General features: G+C 61.8%; 9 protein-coding genes. 6 read left to right on the plus strand and 3 right to left on the minus strand.

The window, feature by feature from the left end; genetic code table 11:
• Positions 1-3: 3 nt before the first annotated feature.
• The gene (locus Bravens_RS10620; RefSeq protein ID WP_167346400.1) at positions 4-3,663 is read right to left on the minus strand and encodes a hypothetical protein; all 3,660 of its coding nucleotides are present in this window, start codon (positions 3,661-3,663) and stop codon (positions 4-6) included.
• 464 nt (positions 3,664-4,127) lie between these two features.
• On the opposite strand from Bravens_RS10620, the gene rpoB reads away from it, so the two are divergent.
• The 3 genes from rpoB (at position 4,128) to Bravens_RS08090 (ending at position 13,112) form a co-directional block, all read left to right on the plus strand.
• Entirely contained in the window at positions 4,128-7,610 is a 3,483-nt protein-coding gene (rpoB, locus tag Bravens_RS08080) for a DNA-directed RNA polymerase subunit beta (RefSeq protein ID WP_062022155.1), read from the plus strand.
• Positions 7,611-7,669: 59 nt separating this feature from the next.
• Entirely contained in the window at positions 7,670-11,548 is a 3,879-nt protein-coding gene (locus tag Bravens_RS08085) for a DNA-directed RNA polymerase subunit beta' (RefSeq protein ID WP_062022158.1), read from the plus strand.
• A 562-nt stretch (positions 11,549-12,110) separates the two neighbouring features.
• Positions 12,111-13,112: a PDDEXK family nuclease gene (locus tag Bravens_RS08090; RefSeq protein WP_062022161.1), complete on the plus strand. Its 1,002-nt coding sequence runs from the start codon at positions 12,111-12,113 to the stop codon at positions 13,110-13,112.
• A 348-nt stretch (positions 13,113-13,460) separates the two neighbouring features.
• Here the strand turns inward: Bravens_RS08090 and Bravens_RS08095 are convergent, their stop codons facing one another.
• Both Bravens_RS08095 and Bravens_RS08100 read right to left on the minus strand, forming a co-directional pair.
• Complete coding sequence (locus Bravens_RS08095; protein WP_061941408.1) at positions 13,461-14,486, minus strand: ATP-dependent 6-phosphofructokinase; 1,026 nt, start codon at positions 14,484-14,486, stop codon at positions 13,461-13,463.
• Positions 14,487-14,618: 132 nt separating this feature from the next.
• Positions 14,619-15,296, minus strand: coding sequence for a DUF1707 SHOCT-like domain-containing protein (locus Bravens_RS08100; protein WP_062022164.1), 678 nt, complete (start codon positions 15,294-15,296; stop codon positions 14,619-14,621).
• Between the two features lie 428 nt (positions 15,297-15,724).
• Between Bravens_RS08100 and rpsL the strand changes: the two genes are divergently transcribed.
• From rpsL to fusA, 3 genes are all read left to right on the plus strand, one after another.
• Complete coding sequence (gene rpsL / locus Bravens_RS08105; protein WP_019174631.1) at positions 15,725-16,099, plus strand: 30S ribosomal protein S12; 375 nt, start codon at positions 15,725-15,727, stop codon at positions 16,097-16,099.
• Entirely contained in the window at positions 16,099-16,569 is a 471-nt protein-coding gene (gene rpsG, locus Bravens_RS08110; RefSeq protein ID WP_019174632.1) for a 30S ribosomal protein S7, read from the plus strand. The genes rpsL and rpsG overlap by 1 nt, the downstream gene beginning before the upstream one ends.
• A 66-nt stretch (positions 16,570-16,635) precedes the next feature.
• Positions 16,636-18,741, plus strand: a complete 2,106-nt coding sequence (gene fusA / locus Bravens_RS08115; RefSeq protein ID WP_062022166.1) for an elongation factor G — start codon at positions 16,636-16,638, stop codon at positions 18,739-18,741.
• Positions 18,742-18,812 lie beyond the last annotated feature (71 nt).

An 18,812-nucleotide genomic window follows, 5' to 3' on the forward strand; every position in this document is an offset into this window, starting at 1 on the left:
AGTCTACTGACCGGGGCCCCGGGGATCGCCTGTGTGCCCGAAGCCCGGCCCCGGTGGGGGAGCAGTGTCTGGTTTGCCGCGACCAGAAGGCCGAGGTGGCTGCTGCTGAGGCGGCTGTCCGGGCTGACGAGGTGGCTGCTGCTGGGGCGGCTGTCCGGGCTGACGAGCCGGCTGCCAGGGCGGCATCGGTCCTCGCGGGGGTGCTGTCGAGGGCTGCTGTCCCTGCGGGTGGGGCGTTTGCTGCGGCATGGGTGGCCCGGAGTGGCCCTGCTGCCACTGTGGCTGAACCTGTCCCTGCGGTTGAGGCTGCTGTGCCGGCCTGTGAGTCCGCTGTGGGGCAGAACCGGGATGTGCCTGGCCTCCCGGGTGGGGCTGGGGTGGCGCGCCCGGCTGAGGGGGTCCAGCAAATGCGGCCGGTGCGGGTTTTTCCTTTTTCGGCCGCAGCAGCATCCACACGACAACGCCGATGAGCATGAGCGCCAGAAGCACGAGAGCCAGCCAGACCAGATTGCGCAGGCCCCAGAACACCGCTGCGCCGCAGGCAGCAAGTCCCCACCACAGAGCCCATTGGCGGGATGTGAGCGCGCCGAGTACCAACAGTGCAACGTGGTCGGCCAGGAACAGCACAGTCAGCCAACCGGGGCCGGTCGTCGCCGCGGCTATTCCCGCCACCGTCAAGACCAGCCACGCAAGGAGGATCCGCAGGTCGAAGAGGTTGAAGAACTCATCTGTCGCAGGGAACTGGGCCTGTTGTTGCCTGCCGCGGCGGGCCAGATACAGAGCCCATGTGAGGGCGACGATGACGGGTACGTGCCACAGGACAACAAAGCGCGTGTCGATAAAACCGTCGATCACCAGCATGAGCGCGATAGCGCCAAGATAGGAGGCGCCTTCCTGGCATCCCAGCCGGTGCCTCGGATTCTTGAAGAAACGCGCGGCGCCAAACACCATGAGCGCAAGAATCGCGATCGTCGCTCCCGTTGCGGCGCGCTTGGGATCGTGCAGCCACGTTTCCTTGAATGTGACCAAAGGCAGTGTGAACAGTGCCATTACAAGCGCAAGCGCGGCGGTGATGAGAGAAGCCAACACTTTGCGGTGCAACAGGGCCAGAATCCAGTGACCGGCATAGGCAACGGCCCACGTGCCCCAGGCTGCAAGCAGCACGGTGAGTGAAAAGCTGGTTGTCAGTTCGCTGGATGCGAAGAGCAGACTGACAAACAGCGTCGCTCCCGCGGGCAGCTGCAGCCATTGAATGGACAGGCTCAGACTCATCCAGGCGATCGCAAGTGCGGTCAGGGCGAAGGCGATGGAAACCACTGCAAGCGGAAGACCCAAGAACCGGGTGATGAGAACGGCCCAGAGCGCGCCGGTGAAGATCAGCACCGGAACCGTGAGCAGATAGCGCCGGTTGGGCACCGCGGGGCACGTGCGGCGGAGGTAGGCGACGGCTGCCTGTGCTCCCGCGGCGGCGCAGGCAGCTGCAATGCCCGCCGTGATCATGACGACGGAGGCGCTGAACACCCGGCCGTCTTCGTTGAAGAAGGTGTGCCGAAGGAGTCCGGAGGCGGCAGAGGCCGCCCACACGATCGACAGGGCGTATGCCATCCACGACCGTCGGGTCCGGCCTCGCAGCCACAGGCGGTGCGACACGAGCCACAGGACAGCTGATCCGATGCCGGCCACCGGGATGAACAGCGCCGCGCTGTAGTTGGCTCCGGCAGAGAGGCTGATGATGAAGCTCAGCGCACCGGTCCCACCGAAGGCTGCGCACAGTGCTGTAAATGAAATGACAGCAGAGCGGAAGAAGAACGCCGCCCCAATGAAGATCGCAGTCGCCACCACGGAAGCCGCGAACAGCGCCCAGATCATCGGAGTCGAACTGTCCGACCACACAAGAAGCGTGAAGGGCAGGCCCCCTGCAATGCTGATGACGGTGGCAGAGATCATGGACACTGAGCGAAGCTGACGGCGCTGCCTGCCCGCTTTTGTGCGCGCAGCAAAAGTCAGCGCACCGTGGCCGACCACCATGACGGTGTTCAGCGTGAGTATTACTGCGCTGAAAGTCCAATCGGGCCCAAGCCTCGAAAAGCCCGTGCCCAGCAGGGGAGCGGCTGCAAGCGACACTGCGGATGTTGCCTGCAGGAAGGCAGAGTCTGCCCGCCAGGCCGCCCACGCGCAGATAATCCCTGCCAGCACCAAGAAGACTGCGATCAGCAGCAGCGGCAGCTGTACAGCATCGACTGCCGCGCCGAAATCATCAGGACGACCAGTGTCCTCATAGAACCTGATGATGGAGAAGGTCCTCCGCATGGCCGCCAGCGTCGACACCGTGAGGATCGTCGCGGAAATGTACAGCGAGATGAGCACGGTGAGCTTCCGGCCCTGCCGCACAAACATCGCAAAGGCGGCGGTTATGACGAGGATCTGCACGACTGAAGCGGCGATTCCTGCGGTCGAGACTGCCACCTCGCACACGGGCATGTATCGGCCGCCTTCGCCGAACGCTGGACTGCCGGAGGTACGGCACAGTGATCCCGTCAGTGTCGTGATGCCGATCGTGCTGGTCAGCAGTGCGGCACCGAGTGCGTAAGTCCAGCTGCGGCAGATGCCCAACACGATGTAGAACACCGTCAGCACCAGCCAGAAAACACCCTTCGCCCACGGTGAATCGTCAGGCAGAGTGATGAGCGCGCAGATTCCCGATGCCGGTGCGATGATCTGTCCCAACAGGACAAAGGGTCGCGCCCAGCGGACCTTCTGACCCCGCTCAGCCGAGAGGAAAGAGCGGAAGCCGGCGGCACCTCGTGAGTGAGCAGTCCTGCGGCCCGTATACGGGCCCTCGAGAACGCGGCCGATGATGATGAACGCCATCGACACGATCACCAGGCCGACGCCGTAGTAGGCAAACGACGGTCCGCCGAAGTTGATCACCGACAGCACGGTCGAGCCGATGAACAGCAGACCAAACCACATGACGAGCTCAGACCGCAGCAGCGCTGCCGCAAGTGCGCAGCTGATCAGCCCAAGCACTGAAGCCACAAGCCACGCGGTTTTTGCCCCCGTGATGTCGAGGCCGCCCAGTGCGGCACCTGAAATCGGAAGCAGGACGAGGCCGACCGCCGTCAGGGCAATGCCGACGGGTTTCAGACGCGAAGACAGCAGAGCAATGCCGAGGCCGGCGCCGTAGGTGATGACGGCAACGCCGATGACCGTGATGGCCCGCAGCAGCGCACGCTGGGCGATGCCCACGAAGATGAACGCCGCGATCACGAGGAACGCAGCCGCAACCCCCAGCAGCAGGTTCGCGTAGAGGGCAACGTCATTGTTCGGCTGTGCCTGAGGTGCAGCAGCCGGGTAGGGCGGCCTGGCTGCTGGGTGCTGTGGCTGTGCTGTTGGGGTTGGGTCGTGCGGACGTGCAGGCCGGTGCTGTGGTTGGGGTGGGGCGCTCGGCTGACGAGGTGGAACTGGGGGCTGGGTCGGAACTCCGGGCCGGGTTGGCGGCAGGGGAGCGGCGGCTCGGGCTTGGGCGCCGGCCGGCATTCTCCGACTGTGCAGATAGGGCAGGACCAACTGAACAGCGCTGTATATGAGCGCGGCGAGCGCCGCCAAGAGCAGCAATGGCATCGAACCGAGCGATGCGGGTATAAGCGGCAGGTTGTGCATCCGGGCCTCCCAATAGATAGGCCCAGGTTAACGTGAAGCCCCTCACGTCTGCCGAACGAAACTGCCGCCGATTCCAATATTTTGGACGGTGACTATAGGTCACAAGTGCTGGTGGGCGAGGCGGGAGCAGGGTGGGAGGACGTGCTGCCCAGCAGTGCAGTTGGGAACGAAAAAGCGCCCTGCTCGTCACGGTTTTCGTCGGACAGTGCAGAGCGCAAAAAGTGCGGAGAAGATCGACCCTACCACAGGGGGTCTTGCTACAGCAGGTTCAATCAGCTATTCTGATTGTTTGTGTTGCAGTGGGTTTGCTGTGCCTTCATATAGCGGTGGGCATCAAACTAGCACACCTTGACCGGATCCGCCGTGACGTCAGCGTAAGCGAGTGTCGCAAAGCGACCCGGCCGGACCTCGGGTGATTCAACGCTGCAGCGCACGAGTGATGACCACAACGTGGAAGGAACCCATTGGCCGCCGCCAACGAAAACATCAGGACCGCTAACCCGCCTCAGCGCATTTCCTTCGCGAAGATCCACGAACCTCTCGAAGTTCCCAACCTCCTGGGACTGCAGACCGACAGCTTCGACTGGCTGATCGGCTCGGAAGCCTGGCAGGAGCGAGTTGCGGAAGCAATCGAGAACGGCGACACCTCCGTTCCGGAAACCTCGGGGCTCGAAGACATCTTCGAAGAGATCTCCCCGATTGAAGACTTCTCCGGATCCATGTCGCTGTCGTTCCGCGACCACCGCTTTGAGCCGCCCAAGTACTCAATCGACGAGTGCAAGGAGCGCGACATCACCTATTCGGCGCCGCTGTTCGTGACCGCCGAATTCATGAACACCTCCACCATGGAGATCAAGAGCCAGACGGTGTTCATGGGCGACTTCCCGCTCATGACCCCCAAGGGCACCTTCATCATCAACGGGACCGAGCGCGTCGTCGTTTCGCAGCTCGTCCGCTCGCCCGGCGCCTACTTCGAATCGACCCCGGACAAGACCTCCGACAAGGACATCTTCACCGCGAAGATCATCCCGTCGCGCGGTGCATGGCTGGAGTTTGAAGTCGACAAGCGCGACCAGGTCGGCGTTCGCCTCGACCGCAAGCGCAAGCAGTCGGTCACGGTGCTGCTCAAGGCACTTGGCTGGACCTCCTCGGAAATCCTCGAACGCTACGGCGAATTCGAGTCGATCCGCGAAACCCTTGCCAAGGACACCGTCGAAACGCGCGAAGAAGCGCTCATCGACATCTACCGCAAGCTGCGTCCGTCCGAACCGGCCACTGTTGAAGCTGCAGAAAACCTTCTGCAGAACCTCTACTTCAACCCCAAGCGCTACGACCTCGCCAAGGTCGGCCGCTACAAGGTCAACCGCAAGCTCGGGGTCGAAGAAGACGTCACGCAGGGTGTGCTCACCACCGACGACATCGCCGCTGCCATCCACTACATCGTTGCGCTGCACGCCGGCCACGAAACCCTCAAGGGCGTCCGCGACGGCGAAAGCGTCGACATCCCGGTCGCCCTGGACGACATCGACCACTTCGGCAACCGTCGCATCCGCACGGTCGGCGAACTGATCGAAGGTCAGGTCCGCACCGGTCTTTCGCGCATGGAGCGCGTGGTCCGCGAGCGCATGACCACCCAGGACGTCGAAGCGATCACCCCGCAGACGCTCATCAACATCCGTCCCGTCGTGGCAGCCATCAAGGAGTTCTTCGGAACTTCGCAGCTGTCGCAGTTCATGGACCAGAACAACCCGCTGGCCGGCCTTACCCACAAGCGCCGCCTGTCGGCTCTGGGTCCCGGCGGTCTGTCGCGTGACCGTGCGGGCATGGAAGTCCGCGACGTCCACCCGTCGCACTACGGACGCATGTGCCCCATCGAAACGCCGGAAGGCCCCAACATCGGTCTGATCGGTTCGCTCGCCTCCTATGCGCGCATCAACCCGTTCGGCTTCATCGAAACCCCGTACCGCATCGTTGAGAACGGCGTCGTCACCGACAAGACGCGCTACCTCACGGCTGACGATGAACTCCCGTACAACATCGCACAGGCAAACGCACCGCTGACCGACGACCAGCGCTTCGCAGAAGACTTCGTCCTGTCTCGCCCCAAGGGCGGTTCCGGCGAAGCCGAACTGCTGCCCAAGGAAGACATCGACTTCATGGACGTGTCTGCACGTCAGATGGTGTCGGTCGGCACGGCCCTTATCCCGTTCCTCGAACACGACGACGCCAACCGCGCCCTCATGGGTGCGAACATGCAGCGTCAGGCCGTTCCGCTGGTCCGCGCAGAAGCACCGCTGGTCGGCACCGGCATGGAATACCGCTCGGCCATCGACGCCGGCGATGTCATCACCGCCGACAAGGCCGGTGTGGTCACCGAAGTCTCCGCTGACTACGTCACCGTCATGAACGACGACGACACCCAGACCACCTACCGAGCCGAGAAGTTCCGCCGCTCCAACCACGGCACCTCGTACAACCAGAAGATCATCGTGTCCGAAGGCGACCGAGTCGAAGTCGGTGCGGTGCTGGCTGACGGTCCGTCCACCCAGAACGGTGAAATGGCCCTCGGCAAGAACCTCCTCGTGGCTTTCATGTCGTGGGAAGGCTACAACTTCGAAGACGCCATCATCCTGTCCCAGCGCATGGTGCAGGACGACGTCCTGTCCTCGATCCACATCGAGGAATACGAAGTCGACGCTCGAGACACCAAGCTCGGTGCCGAAGAGATCACCCGCGACATCCCGAACATCGCGCAGGAAGCCCTGGCTGACCTCGACGACCGCGGCATCATCCGCATCGGCGCCGAAGTCACCGACGGCGACATCCTGGTCGGCAAGGTGACCCCCAAGGGTGAAACCGAACTGACCCCCGAAGAGCGCCTGCTGCGCGCTATCTTCGGCGAAAAGTCGCGCGAAGTCCGCGACACCTCGCTCAAGGTGCCCCACGGCGAAACCGGAACCGTGATCGCCGTCAAGGTCTTCGACCGCGAAGAAGACGACGAACTCACCCCCGGTGTCAACCAGCTGGTGCGCGTCTACGTGGCCCAGCGCCGCAAGATCACCGTCGGCGACAAGATGGCCGGACGCCACGGAAACAAGGGCGTCATCTCGACCATCCTGCCGGTTGAAGACATGCCGTTCATGGAAGACGGAACCCCCGTCGACATCATCCTCAACCCGCACGGTGTTCCGCGCCGAATGAACATCGGCCAGGTCTTCGAAACCCACCTTGGCTGGGCAGCCAAGCAGGGCTGGAAGATCGAAGGCAACCCCGAATGGGCACAGGACCTCAAGGACGCCGGCTTCGACCTCGAAGCCGAACCCGGCACCAACGTCGCAACCCCGGTGTTCGACGGTGCGCACGAACCCGAACTGCGCGGCCTGCTCGACAACACCCGCCTCAACCGCGACGGTGAGCGCCTGATCGACGGCTCCGGAAAGGCCCGCCTGTTCGACGGCCGCTCCGGCGAACCGTTCCCGTACCCGGTCTCGGTGGGCTACATGTACATGCTCAAGCTCCACCACCTGGTCGACGATAAAATCCACGCTCGTTCCACCGGCCCGTACTCGATGATCACCCAGCAGCCGCTGGGCGGTAAGGCACAGTTCGGCGGCCAGCGCTTCGGCGAAATGGAAGTGTGGGCGCTCGAAGCCTACGGTGCGGCCTACACGCTGCAGGAACTCCTGACCACCAAGTCGGACGACGTTCCCGGCCGCGTCAAGGTCTACGAAGCAATCGTCAAGGGCGAGAACCTTCCCGACCCGGGCATCCCCGAGTCGTTCAAGGTCCTCATCAAGGAAATGCAGTCGCTGTGCCTTGACATCGAAGTTCTGTCGGCAGACGGCCACGCCGTCGAAATGCGCGAAGACGACGAAATGTACCGAGCAGCTGAAGAGCTCGGCATCAACCTTTCGCGTGACGAAGCCCAGACAGTCGACGAAGTCTGACAGCCAGCCAGCCCGAATTTTTACTGACCTTCTGAAGGTCACCAAGGAAGAGGATTTACGTGCCTGACGTTAATTTCTTTGATGAACTGCGCATCGGCCTGGCTACGGCTGATGAGGTTCGCCAGTGGTCGCACGGCGAAGTCAAGAAGCCCGAGACCATCAACTACCGCACGCTCAAGCCGGAGAAGGACGGCCTGTTCTGTGAGCGCATCTTCGGTCCCACCCGCGACTGGGAATGCGCCTGCGGCAAGTACAAGCGCGTGCGCTTCAAGGGCATCATCTGTGAGCGCTGCGGTGTTGAAGTCACCCGCGCCAAGGTGCGCCGTGAGCGCATGGGCCACATCGAGCTCGCCGCTCCCGTCACCCACATCTGGTACTTCAAGGGCGTGCCCAGCCGCCTGGGCTACCTGCTCGACCTGGCTCCGAAGGACCTCGAAAAGGTCATCTACTTCGCGGCCTACATGATCACGTCGGTCGACGAAGATTCGCGCCACCGCGACATGCCCACCCTGCAGAACCAGGTGGACGTCGAAAAGAAGCAGATCGAAGACCGCATGAACGCGGACCTCGACCGTCGATCCAAGAAGCTGGAAGACGACCTCAAGGAACTCGAAGCCGACGGTGCAACCGCAGCGGCCAAGAGCAAGGTCGAAAAGCAGGCAAACAAGGAACTCGGCAACATCCGCCGCAACTCCGAACGCCAGTTGGACCGTCTGGAACAGGTGTGGGACCGCTTCAAGAACCTCAAGGTCGCAGACCTCGAAGGTGACGAAAGCCTGTACCGCGACATGGTCGCCCGCTTCGGCATCTACTTCGAGGGCTCCATGGGTGCCGCTGCCATCCAGCAGCGCCTCAAGGACTTCGACCTCGAATCCGAAGCCGAAATGCTGCGCGAACTCATTCGCACCGGCAAGGGCCAGCGCAAGACCCGCGCGCTCAAGCGCCTCAAGGTCGTCAACGCATTCATGACCACGGACAACAAGCCCGAAGGCATGGTGCTCGACGCGATCCCGGTCATCCCGCCGGAACTGCGCCCCATGGTGCAGCTCGACGGTGGCCGCTTCGCAACCAGCGACCTCAACGACCTCTACCGTCGTGTCATCAACCGCAACAACCGCCTCAAGCGCCTGCTTGACCTCGGTGCACCCGAAATCATCGTCAACAACGAAAAGCGGATGCTCCAGGAAGCAGTCGACTCGCTGTTCGACAACGGCCGTCGCGGTCGCCCCGTCACCGGACCGGGCAACCGTCCGCTCAAGTCGCTGTCCGACATGCTCAAGGGCAAGCAGGGTCGCTTCCGTCAGAACCTGCTCGGTAAGCGCGTCGACTACTCCGGCCGTTCGGTCATCGTGGTCGGCCCGACCCTGAAGTTGCACGAATGCGGTCTGCCCAAGACCATGGCACTCGAACTGTTCAAGCCGTTCGTGATGAAGCGCCTGGTTGACCTCAACCACGCCCAGAACATCAAGTCGGCTAAGCGCATGGTCGAACGTCAGCACCCGCAGGTGTGGGACGTGCTCGAAGAAGTCATTCAGGAGCACCCGGTTCTGCTCAACCGTGCACCCACCCTGCACCGTCTGGGCATTCAGGCCTTCGAACCGCAGCTGGTTGAAGGCAAGGCAATTCAGATCCACCCGCTGGTCTGCACCGCCTTCAACGCTGACTTCGACGGTGACCAGATGGCAGTCCACCTGCCGCTGTCCGCAGAGGCACAGGCTGAAGCACGCCTGCTGATGCTGTCGGCGAACAACATCCTCAAGCCTTCGGACGGCAAGCCCGTGACCATGCCCACGCAGGACATGATCATCGGCATCTTCCACCTGACCTCCGAACGCGAAGACGTGCCCGGCATCGGCCGCGACTTCGGTTCGGTTTCGGAGGCCATCATGGCCTACGACCGTGGCGAACTCGACCTCGGCGCCAAGGTGAAGATCCGCCTGAGCAACATCGTTCCGCATCGGAAGATGGAACTGCCGGAAGGCTGGGAACAGGGCGACACCCTCGTCCTCGAGACCACCCTGGGCCGTGCCCTGTTCAACCGGACCCTGCCGGAGGACTACCCGTACGTCAACGAGACCATCGGCAAGAAGCAGCTGTCGAAGATCGTCAACCGCCTCGCAGACAACTACCCGCGCGTGGAAGTCGCACAGGCACTCGACAACTTCAAGGAAACCGGCTTCTACCAGGCAACCCGCTCCGGTCTGACCGTTGCAATGAGCGACATCGTGTCTCCGGAATCCAAGGAACAGTCGCTCAACGAAGCCGAAGAGCTCGTCGACAAGGTCGAAGAACAGTACGCCTTCGGTGCGCTCACCGACGAGGAGCGCCGTACCGAACTCGTCAAGATCTGGTCGGACACCACCGACAAGATCGCCGAGGCAATGCAGAAGAACTTCACTTCGGAGAACTCGATTCTGCGCCTTGTCGAGTCCGGTGCTTCCGGTAACTGGACGCAGGTCCGTCAGCTGGCCGCAATGCGCGGTCTTGTGACGAACCCGAAGGGTGAAATCATCCCGCGTCCGATTAAGTCGAACTACCGCGAAGGCCTGTCGGTCCTCGAGTACTTCATCGCGTCGCACGGTGCTCGTAAGGGTCTGGCAGACACCGCTCTGCGTACCGCAGACTCCGGTTACCTCACGCGCCGTCTGGTTGATGTTTCGCAGGATGTCATCATCCGCACCGAATCCACCGATTCGAAGCGCGGCATCACGCTGCCCGTCGCTCAGGAAGACGCAAAGGGCAACCTCGTTGTGCACGAATGGGCCGAAACCTCGGTTCTGGGTCGCCTCACGGCAGTCGACGTCACCGACGCCGACGGCAACGTCGTGGTGCCCGCAAAGACCGACATTTCGGTCGATGTGCTCGACCAGCTGGTTGCCGCCGGCGTTCGCGAAGTCAAGGTGCTGTCGGTTCTCACCGCAGACTCCGACGCGCAGATCTCGGCTGAGCACTACGGTCGCTCGATGGCAACCGGCAAGCTCGTCGACATCGGCGAAGCAGTCGGCACCGTCGCAGCACAGTCGATTGGTGAACCCGGTACGCAGCTGACCATGCGTACGTTCCACACCGGTGGTGTTGCCGCCGGCGGTGGCGGTGACATTACGCAGGGTCTGCCGCGTGTCACCGAGCTCTTCGAAGCACGCACGCCCAAGGGCTACGCGCCGATTTCGGAAGCAGCCGGCAAGGTCAAGATCGACGACAGCCGCAAGACGCGCTACGTCATCGTGATCCCGTCTGACGGTTCTGACGAAATCGAGCACGCAGTCGGTCGTCGCGCACAGCTTCTGGTTGAAGACGGCCAGAACATCGAAGCCGGCACCCAGCTGGTTGAAGGTGCCATCGACCCCAAGCAGGTGCTGCGCATCCGCGGTCGTCGCGACGCCGAGAAGTTCCTTGTTGACGAAGTCCAGAAGGTCTACCGTTCGCAGGGTGTCGGCATTCACGACAAGCACATCGAAGTCATTGTGCGTCAGATGCTGCGCCGTGTGACGGTCATCGAGTCCGGCGACACCAACCTGCTGCCGGGTGAACTCGTTGACCGCGGCCGCTACCAGGACGAAAACAAGCGCGTCGTTGCAGAAGGCGGCCAGCCGGCTTCCGCACGTGACGAGCTCATGGGCATCACGAAGGCATCGCTGGCCACCGAATCGTGGCTGTCGGCTGCATCGTTCCAGGAGACCACGCGCGTGCTGACCGAAGCAGCTATGGAAGGCAAGTCCGACCCGCTGCTCGGCCTGAAGGAGAACGTCATCCTCGGTAAGCTCATCCCGGCCGGTACCGGTATGCACCGCTACCGCAACTTGATTGTCGAACCGACCGACGAAGCCAAGCAGGAAATGTTCTCGAACACCTACGGCGACTTCTACCCGGCATTCGCCGGCGAAGGCTCGACCATTCCGCTCGAGGACTACGACTTCGGCGGCTTCGGCGACATCTGATTCGCTTAAGCGCGAAGCGCTGGTGCGTCTGATTCGGCCGCGGGTTCAAGTGCTTGCAAGGTTGAAACAGCCGCACGAATAGGCGGGGGAGAGCCCGGTGGTTCTCACCCGTGGCAGGCGGCCCGGAGGGATTTTCCCTCCGGGCTGTTTGCGTTGTGTGAGGACCGGTGCTGGGTTGGGCTGGGCACAATGGCAGGCAATTCACGAGGTGCCGCCCGGTCGAGCTCACGAGGTGGCGGATCAGCTGGTACTGGACCTCCACCTCGTGAGTTACTCAGTTCCCGGGTGTCCCACCCACTGCAGCGTCCGAAAATCTGCTGCCCACGCTTTAGCAACAAAAACTCCCGTTAGCAGTTGTTGCTAAGCCGCAGATCCCGGCTAAGGGGTGTTTTTGTGCGGCTAAGGCGCAGATTCCGGTTAACGGGTGTTTTTGTGGCTAAGTGGTGTCTTGTTTCCGCCGGCCCCTGTGACTTAAACCATGATTGTCCACAAGTCCACAGAGTTATCCACAGATATGGATAGTGGGGTTGTGGAGCGATGCGTTTACGGAAGACAGTTGCATATGTTCAACGTGTTTTCGCTCCAAGAAGCAAAGGCTTTCGGCGCTGAAAAGTGGGAGGTCGAAGGTGCCGTCGGCTGCTGCCTCGAGCGGCTGTATCGGGCCTGCTATTTCGTCAATCGAACCTGCGCCAAACACACTCAGTTCAACCGTTTCGCGGAACCGGAGATTCTGCAGCTGATGGGGGAGGCCTCCTCAGCAGGGAAGGGCCGCGCATGGTTTGGCCTGCAGGAGAAGAAGCACCTCGGCAAGGCTGAGTTCATCGGCAGGCGGCTGAGCGACGGCGATGTTCTCAGCCACACAACGGCCACCTTGATTCATGGTCTGCCCGTGCTGTCCATTCCGCATAAGGTGCAGATCATCAACCCGTCACGATCACGGTCCGGTGAAAGATTCACCAGGCGCCAAAGGCAGATCCGCCTAGCCGAGGAAACAGCACTGTGGCATGGAATTCCAGTCACAAATCCAGTGCGCACCGTGGTGGATATTGCGACTGACATTTCGCTTGAGCAGGCAGTTGCCGCGTTTGATGCTCTTCTGCGCTCGGAACCGGAGAAGGCCCAGGCCCACAAGTATGCAGCTCGCGAAATCATCGCTGCGAATGCGAAGTTCTCTGCTTCGATGCGGGTGGTCAAGCTCATGGAGTATTCGACCGGGCTCGCTGAATCCTTCGGTGAAAGCGTCTGCATGGTGATTATCCGCAACCTCGGCGTCAAAGGGCTGGTCCAGCAGGCCGACATAGTCGACGAAAACGGCGAGTTCGCAGCTCGGGTCGACGGCCTGATTCCAGACAAGCGCATCATCATCGAGTTCGACGGGTCCGTAAAGTATCGCGACACTGCCACCGGTGGAATCAATGAACGCGGCGATCAGTTCCTGCTCGAAAAGCAGCGCGAACACAGGCTTCACGTGCTCGGCTACACGGTGGTGCGGATCATGTGGAACGACCTGCAGAACCCGCTTCAGCTGAGGGCGCGCCTGGCTGCAGTGGGCGCACTCGGCTGAAGGAGCGCACGCCCGGCAACAAGCACACTGAAGTGCATGCCCCGGGGGAGGACCCCACATCCTCCTGAGGTCCAACGCAATCCTGGTCCTCCACCTCGGGAGTCCCACCCGTAACTGTGGCCCGCGCTTTAGCAACAAAAACTCCCGTTAGCAGTGGTTGCTGAGCCGCAGATTCCGGCTTAAGGGAGTTTCCTCGCGGCTAAAGCGCAGATTCCGGCTAACGGGTGTTTTTATGGGCAAACCGCCGAGGTGAAAGGGCAAACCGCCTAAGTGGTAAGGGCTGAACCGCCGAGGCGGAGCTCCAGTACCGCCGAGCCCCCAACTGAGCCCCACCTCGCCAGACCGCCCCTACCCCAGCAGCGCTTCGAGTTCGTCCCAGCGTTCCTTCGGCACGGCCTTCAGAGATTCAACGGCGTCGGCCATGGGTACGCGGATGATGTCGGTGCCGGAGAGGCTGGTCATGTAGCCCCAGCTGGCGTCGTGGATGAGGTCGACTGCGGCCAGGCCCAGCCGTGTGGCGAGTACGCGGTCGTAGGCGGTGGGAACGCCGCCGCGCTGCAGGTGGCCGAGGATTGTCGCGCGGGTTTCGATGCCCGTCATGCGTTCGACCTCAGCTGCAACGTAGTCGCCGATTCCGCCGAACCTCGGCCTACCATCAGCAGCGATCGCCGCCACGCCTTCTTCTGCGTCAACGCCGACCGGCACGAACCCTTCTGCGACGACGACAATCGGTGCGCGGCCGCGATCGCGGGCGCTTTCAACCCATTCGACGACCCGTTCCATCGTCACGGGGAATTCGGGCAACAGGATGGCCTGTGCGCCGGCGGCCATACCGGCGTGCAGCGCAATCCAGCCGACGTGCCGGCCCATAACCTCAACGACCATGCACCGGTGGTGCGATTCTGCTGTGGTGCGCAGGGCATCGATGGACCGCGTGGCAATAGCCGCCGCTGTGTCGAAGCCGAACGTGTAGTCAGTGCTGCCGAGGTCGTTGTCAATGGTTTTGGGAACACCAACCACGGGCAGTCCCTCATCGTCAGCGAGCCGCGCGGCACCAGCGAGGGTGCCCTCGCCGCCGATGGCAATCACCCCGTCGATCCCGTTGTCCTTCATGACCTGGCGCATCGCATCCGGCCCACCCCCGGAGTACGGGTGGGTGCGAGACGTGCCGAGAATAGTTCCGCCTCGGCCGCTGATGCCGCGCACATCGTGCGTGGTCAGGGGGTGCAGGTCGCCCTCCAGCAGGCCACGCCATCCGTCCCGGATGCCCACGAATTCGTCACCGAAGAGCCGTACGCCCTTGCGGACGGCGCCTCGGATGACTGCGTTGAGTCCGGGGCAGTCGCCGCCGGAGGTCAGAATTCCGATCTTCACTGTGGTCCTTTCGTCCGTGTGTGCGGAGGGGCTGGTGGGCGGTGGGCTGGTGCGGGGGTCTGCTGCTGGGTTTGGCCTACCAGGGTTGTTCTTACGAGGCGCCGCTCACCTTGGTCTGCTTCTCAAGAAGGTTTACCTGCCGTCGGGCCGGCTGCGCGGGTCCAACTGAACGTCGTTTCCGCCCATGAGGTTGAAGCCTTTGATGATCAGCGTTCCGTTTGAACCGTCGCCTAGAGCGTTGGGCTTGATGTCGTTGCCGCCGAGAATATTCACTGAGTGGTCGATGATGCGCACGCCTGCGGGCACGTAGATGTCTGCACCGCCCATTGTGTTCACGCTGATGATGGTGATTTCTGCGCCCGGCCTGCAGACTTCAGACAGATAGAGGTCGCTGCCGCCCATGAGCGCGAAGCACGTCACCTCCGGGGTGTTCGCGGCGATCGTCTTGGTGGATCCGCCGAGAACCGCGATGTCTGTAACCGACGGCCCGTCTCCGGGCCGCGCGGGAACAGTGCTCTTCTTCGGCTGCACAGCTGACGAGGTGCCGCCCGGCTTGGGGACGTCTGTTTCCTCGCGGATGCGGGACTCGACTTCGCGGCCTTCGGGAAGGTCGTCGATGATCGGCGGCAGTTCGTGAAGGTAGACGCTGGCCAATACGGTGCTTTGGCGTTCATCAAGCTCTTCGGGTGACAGCCGGCCCGCGGCGTGCGCAGCAGAGAGAACGCGGAGGACATCGTCGCGGTCGTGGTCTGACGCGCGGATCAGCTTCCGGTCTGGGCTGTTGTCGTCGGCGGGCCGGTGATCAGTCATTCTTCAACCATAATGCGCGAGCCGGATGCGCGACATGGAATAAATGCGGAGAATGAGCGAATCCTAGGCAAATTCGGTGCAAAACACCTCTCCAGACGCGTTACAGTTGGAACGCCTGAAACCGCCAGGTCAAGCACCGAACGACCGTGTTTTGACCGAGTGGCTCGCCGAGGGTTACTCTAGGTGTATCTGCGATTTTTCGGCAGACGGTGCTGTTGTCTGTTGACGGTGGAGTTTTCATCATCACACGGTTATCACCGGCACCGGCGGTTGTTCGCCATAAACCGACAATCAGCGCAGCTGCGCTGATGACGGCGGCGAAGAACTGCATCTGCAGTCGGGCACGCAGCTTCACCCGGCCGCAGAAGGATATGCTCCTGAACCCTCAGGAGATTAGGAACAACGAGAAGCATCGGAGAACCTGATAAGTGCCTACAATTCAGCAGCTCGTCCGTAAGGGACGACACGACAAGCCGGCGAAGAACGCTACGCCTGCTCTTAAGGGCAGCCCGCAGCGTCGCGGCGTGTGCACCCGTGTGTACACGACCACGCCGAAGAAGCCCAACTCGGCACTGCGCAAGGTCGCACGTGTCAAGCTCTCTTCGCAGATCGAAGTGACCGCCTACATCCCGGGTGAAGGCCACAACCTCCAGGAGCACTCGATTGTGCTCGTTCGCGGAGGCCGTGTGAAGGACCTCCCCGGTGTCCGCTACAAGATTGTTCGCGGTGCACTCGACACTCAGCCCGTTAAGGGCCGTCAGCAGGCTCGCAGCCGCTACGGAGCGAAGAAGGAGAAGAAGTAATGCCGCGTAAGGGTCCCGCACCTAAGCGCCCGGTCGCCATCGACCCGGTCTACAACTCACCGCTGGTCACCCAGCTCATCAACAAGGTTCTTCTCGACGGCAAGCGCTCCACCGCTGAGCGCATCGTCTACGGAGCACTCGAAAGCGCTTCGGAGAAGGCCAACGTCGAGGCTCTGACCCTTCTGAAGAAGGCGCTCGACAACATTCGTCCGTCGCTGGAGGTCCGCTCCCGCCGCGTCGGCGGTGCCACCTACCAGGTGCCGGTTGACGTCCGCCCCGCCCGTTCCACCACGCTGGCTCTGCGCTGGCTGGTTCAGTTCGCTCGTCAGCGTCGTGAAAAGACGATGACCGAGCGTCTGATGAACGAAATCCTCGACGCATCCAATGGCCTTGGTGCTGCTGTGAAGCGCCGCGAGGACATGCACAAGATGGCTGAGTCCAACAAGGCCTTCGCTCACTACCGCTGGTAATAATCAAACGGTGCCCGTTTCGGCGGGTACTGCTTGTCCAGGTACTTCTTACGAGAGAGGGACACCGTGGCACTTGAAGTGCTGACTGACCTTAACAAGGTCCGCAACATCGGCATCATGGCTCACATTGATGCTGGTAAGACAACAACCACCGAACGAATCCTGTTCTACACCGGCGTCAACTACAAGCTGGGCGAAACCCACGACGGCGCTTCGACGATGGACTGGATGGAGCAGGAACAGGAGCGCGGCATCACGATTACGTCGGCCGCCACGACCTGCTACTGGGAAGACAACCAGATCAACATCATCGACACCCCCGGGCACGTCGACTTCACCGTGGAAGTGGAGCGTTCGCTCCGCGTTCTTGACGGCGCAGTTGCTGTGTTCGACGGTAAGGAAGGTGTTGAGCCGCAGTCCGAAACCGTTTGGCGTCAGGCTGACAAGTACGACGTTCCGCGCGTCTGCTTCGTTAACAAGATGGACAAGCTCGGTGCTGACTTCTACTACACCGTCGGCACCATCAAGGACCGCCTCGGCGCTAAGCCGCTGGTCATCCAGCTGCCCATCGGCGCTGAAAGCGACTTCGAGGGCGTTGTCGACCTCCTCGAAATGAAGGCCTACGTCTGGCCGGACGAAACCAAGATGGGCCAGGACATGCAGGAAATTGAAATCCCTGCTGACCTGCAGGAGCGTGCGGAAGAATACCGCGCAGCTCTCGTCGAAGACGTTGCCGAAGCCAACGAAGAGCTCATGGAGAAGTACCTCGAAGAGGGCGAACTCTCCATCGACGAAATCAAAGCCGGCATCCGCCAGCTCACCATTGCCTCGGAGGCCTTCCCCGTCATGTGCGGTTCGGCTTTCAAGAACAAGGGTGTGCAGAAGGTCCTCGACGCGGTCATCGACTACCTGCCCTCGCCGCTCGACGTTCCGCCGGTCACCGGCCTCGTCTACGGCAAGGAAAACGAAGAGGTCGTGCGCAAGCCCTCGAAGGACGAACCGTTCTCGGCTCTGGCCTTCAAGGTTGCCACCCACCCGTTCTTCGGCTCGCTCACCTACATTCGCGTGTACTCCGGTCACGTGAAGTCCGGTGACACGCTGCTGAACACCACCACCGGCAAGCGCGAACGCGTCGGCAAGCTCTTCCAGATGCACTCCAACAAGGAAAACCCTGTTGAAGAGGCATTCGCAGGTCACATCTACGCTTTCATCGGTCTGAAGGACACCACCACCGGTGACACCCTGTCCGACCCGGCCAACCCGGTTGTTCTTGAGTCGATGGCATTCCCCGAGCCCGTTATCTTCGTTTCGATCGAACCTAAGACGAAGGGCGACCAGGAGAAGCTGTCCTCGGCTATTCAGAAGCTCGTGAAGGAAGACCCGACGTTCACGGTCAACCTGAACGAAGAAACCGGCCAGACCGAAATCGGCGGTATGGGTGAACTTCACCTCGACGTCTTCGTCGACCGCATGAAGCGTGAATTCAAGGTCGAAGCCAACATCGGCAAGCCTCAGGTTGCGTACCGCGAAACCATTCGCAAGACAGTCGAAAAGTACGACTACACGCACAAGAAGCAGACCGGTGGTTCGGGTCAGTTCGCCAAGGTTCAGATCACCATCGAACCGATGGAGGTCGAAGGCGACAAGATCTACGAATTCGACAACGCGATCACCGGTGGCCGTGTGCCCCGCGAATACATCCCGTCGGTTGACGCGGGCATCCAGGATGCCATGCAGGTCGGTGTTCTCGCCGGCTACCCGATGGTCGGCATCAAGGCCACGCTGGTCGACGGTGCTTACCACGACGTCGACTCGTCGGAAATGGCGTTCAAGCTCGCAGGTTCGATGGCATTCAAGGAGGCCGCTCCCAAGGCGCGCCCCGTGCTGCTCGAGCCGCTCATGGATGTCGAAGTCCGTACTCCTGAGGAGTACATGGGCGACGTCATCGGTGACTTGAACTCGCGTCGCGGACAGGTCCAGTCGATGGAAGACGCTACCGGCATTAAGGTTGTCCGTGCACTCGTCCCGCTGTCGGAAATGTTCGGCTACATCGGCGACCTGCGTTCCAAGACGCAGGGACGTGCCGTCTACGGCATGCAGTTCCACTCGTACGCCGAAGTTCCGCAGAACGTTTCGGACGAAATCATCCAAAAGACCCGCGGCGGAGAATAATCTCCCCGTTGCTCGGTGGGGAAGCTGAACGCTGCCCCGCCGGGCGCAACAAGTAAAAAGGCGCGGCGCTC

Source organism: Brevibacterium ravenspurgense (assembly GCF_001584615.1).
Taxonomy (GTDB): Bacteria; Actinomycetota; Actinomycetes; order Actinomycetales; family Brevibacteriaceae; genus Brevibacterium; species Brevibacterium ravenspurgense.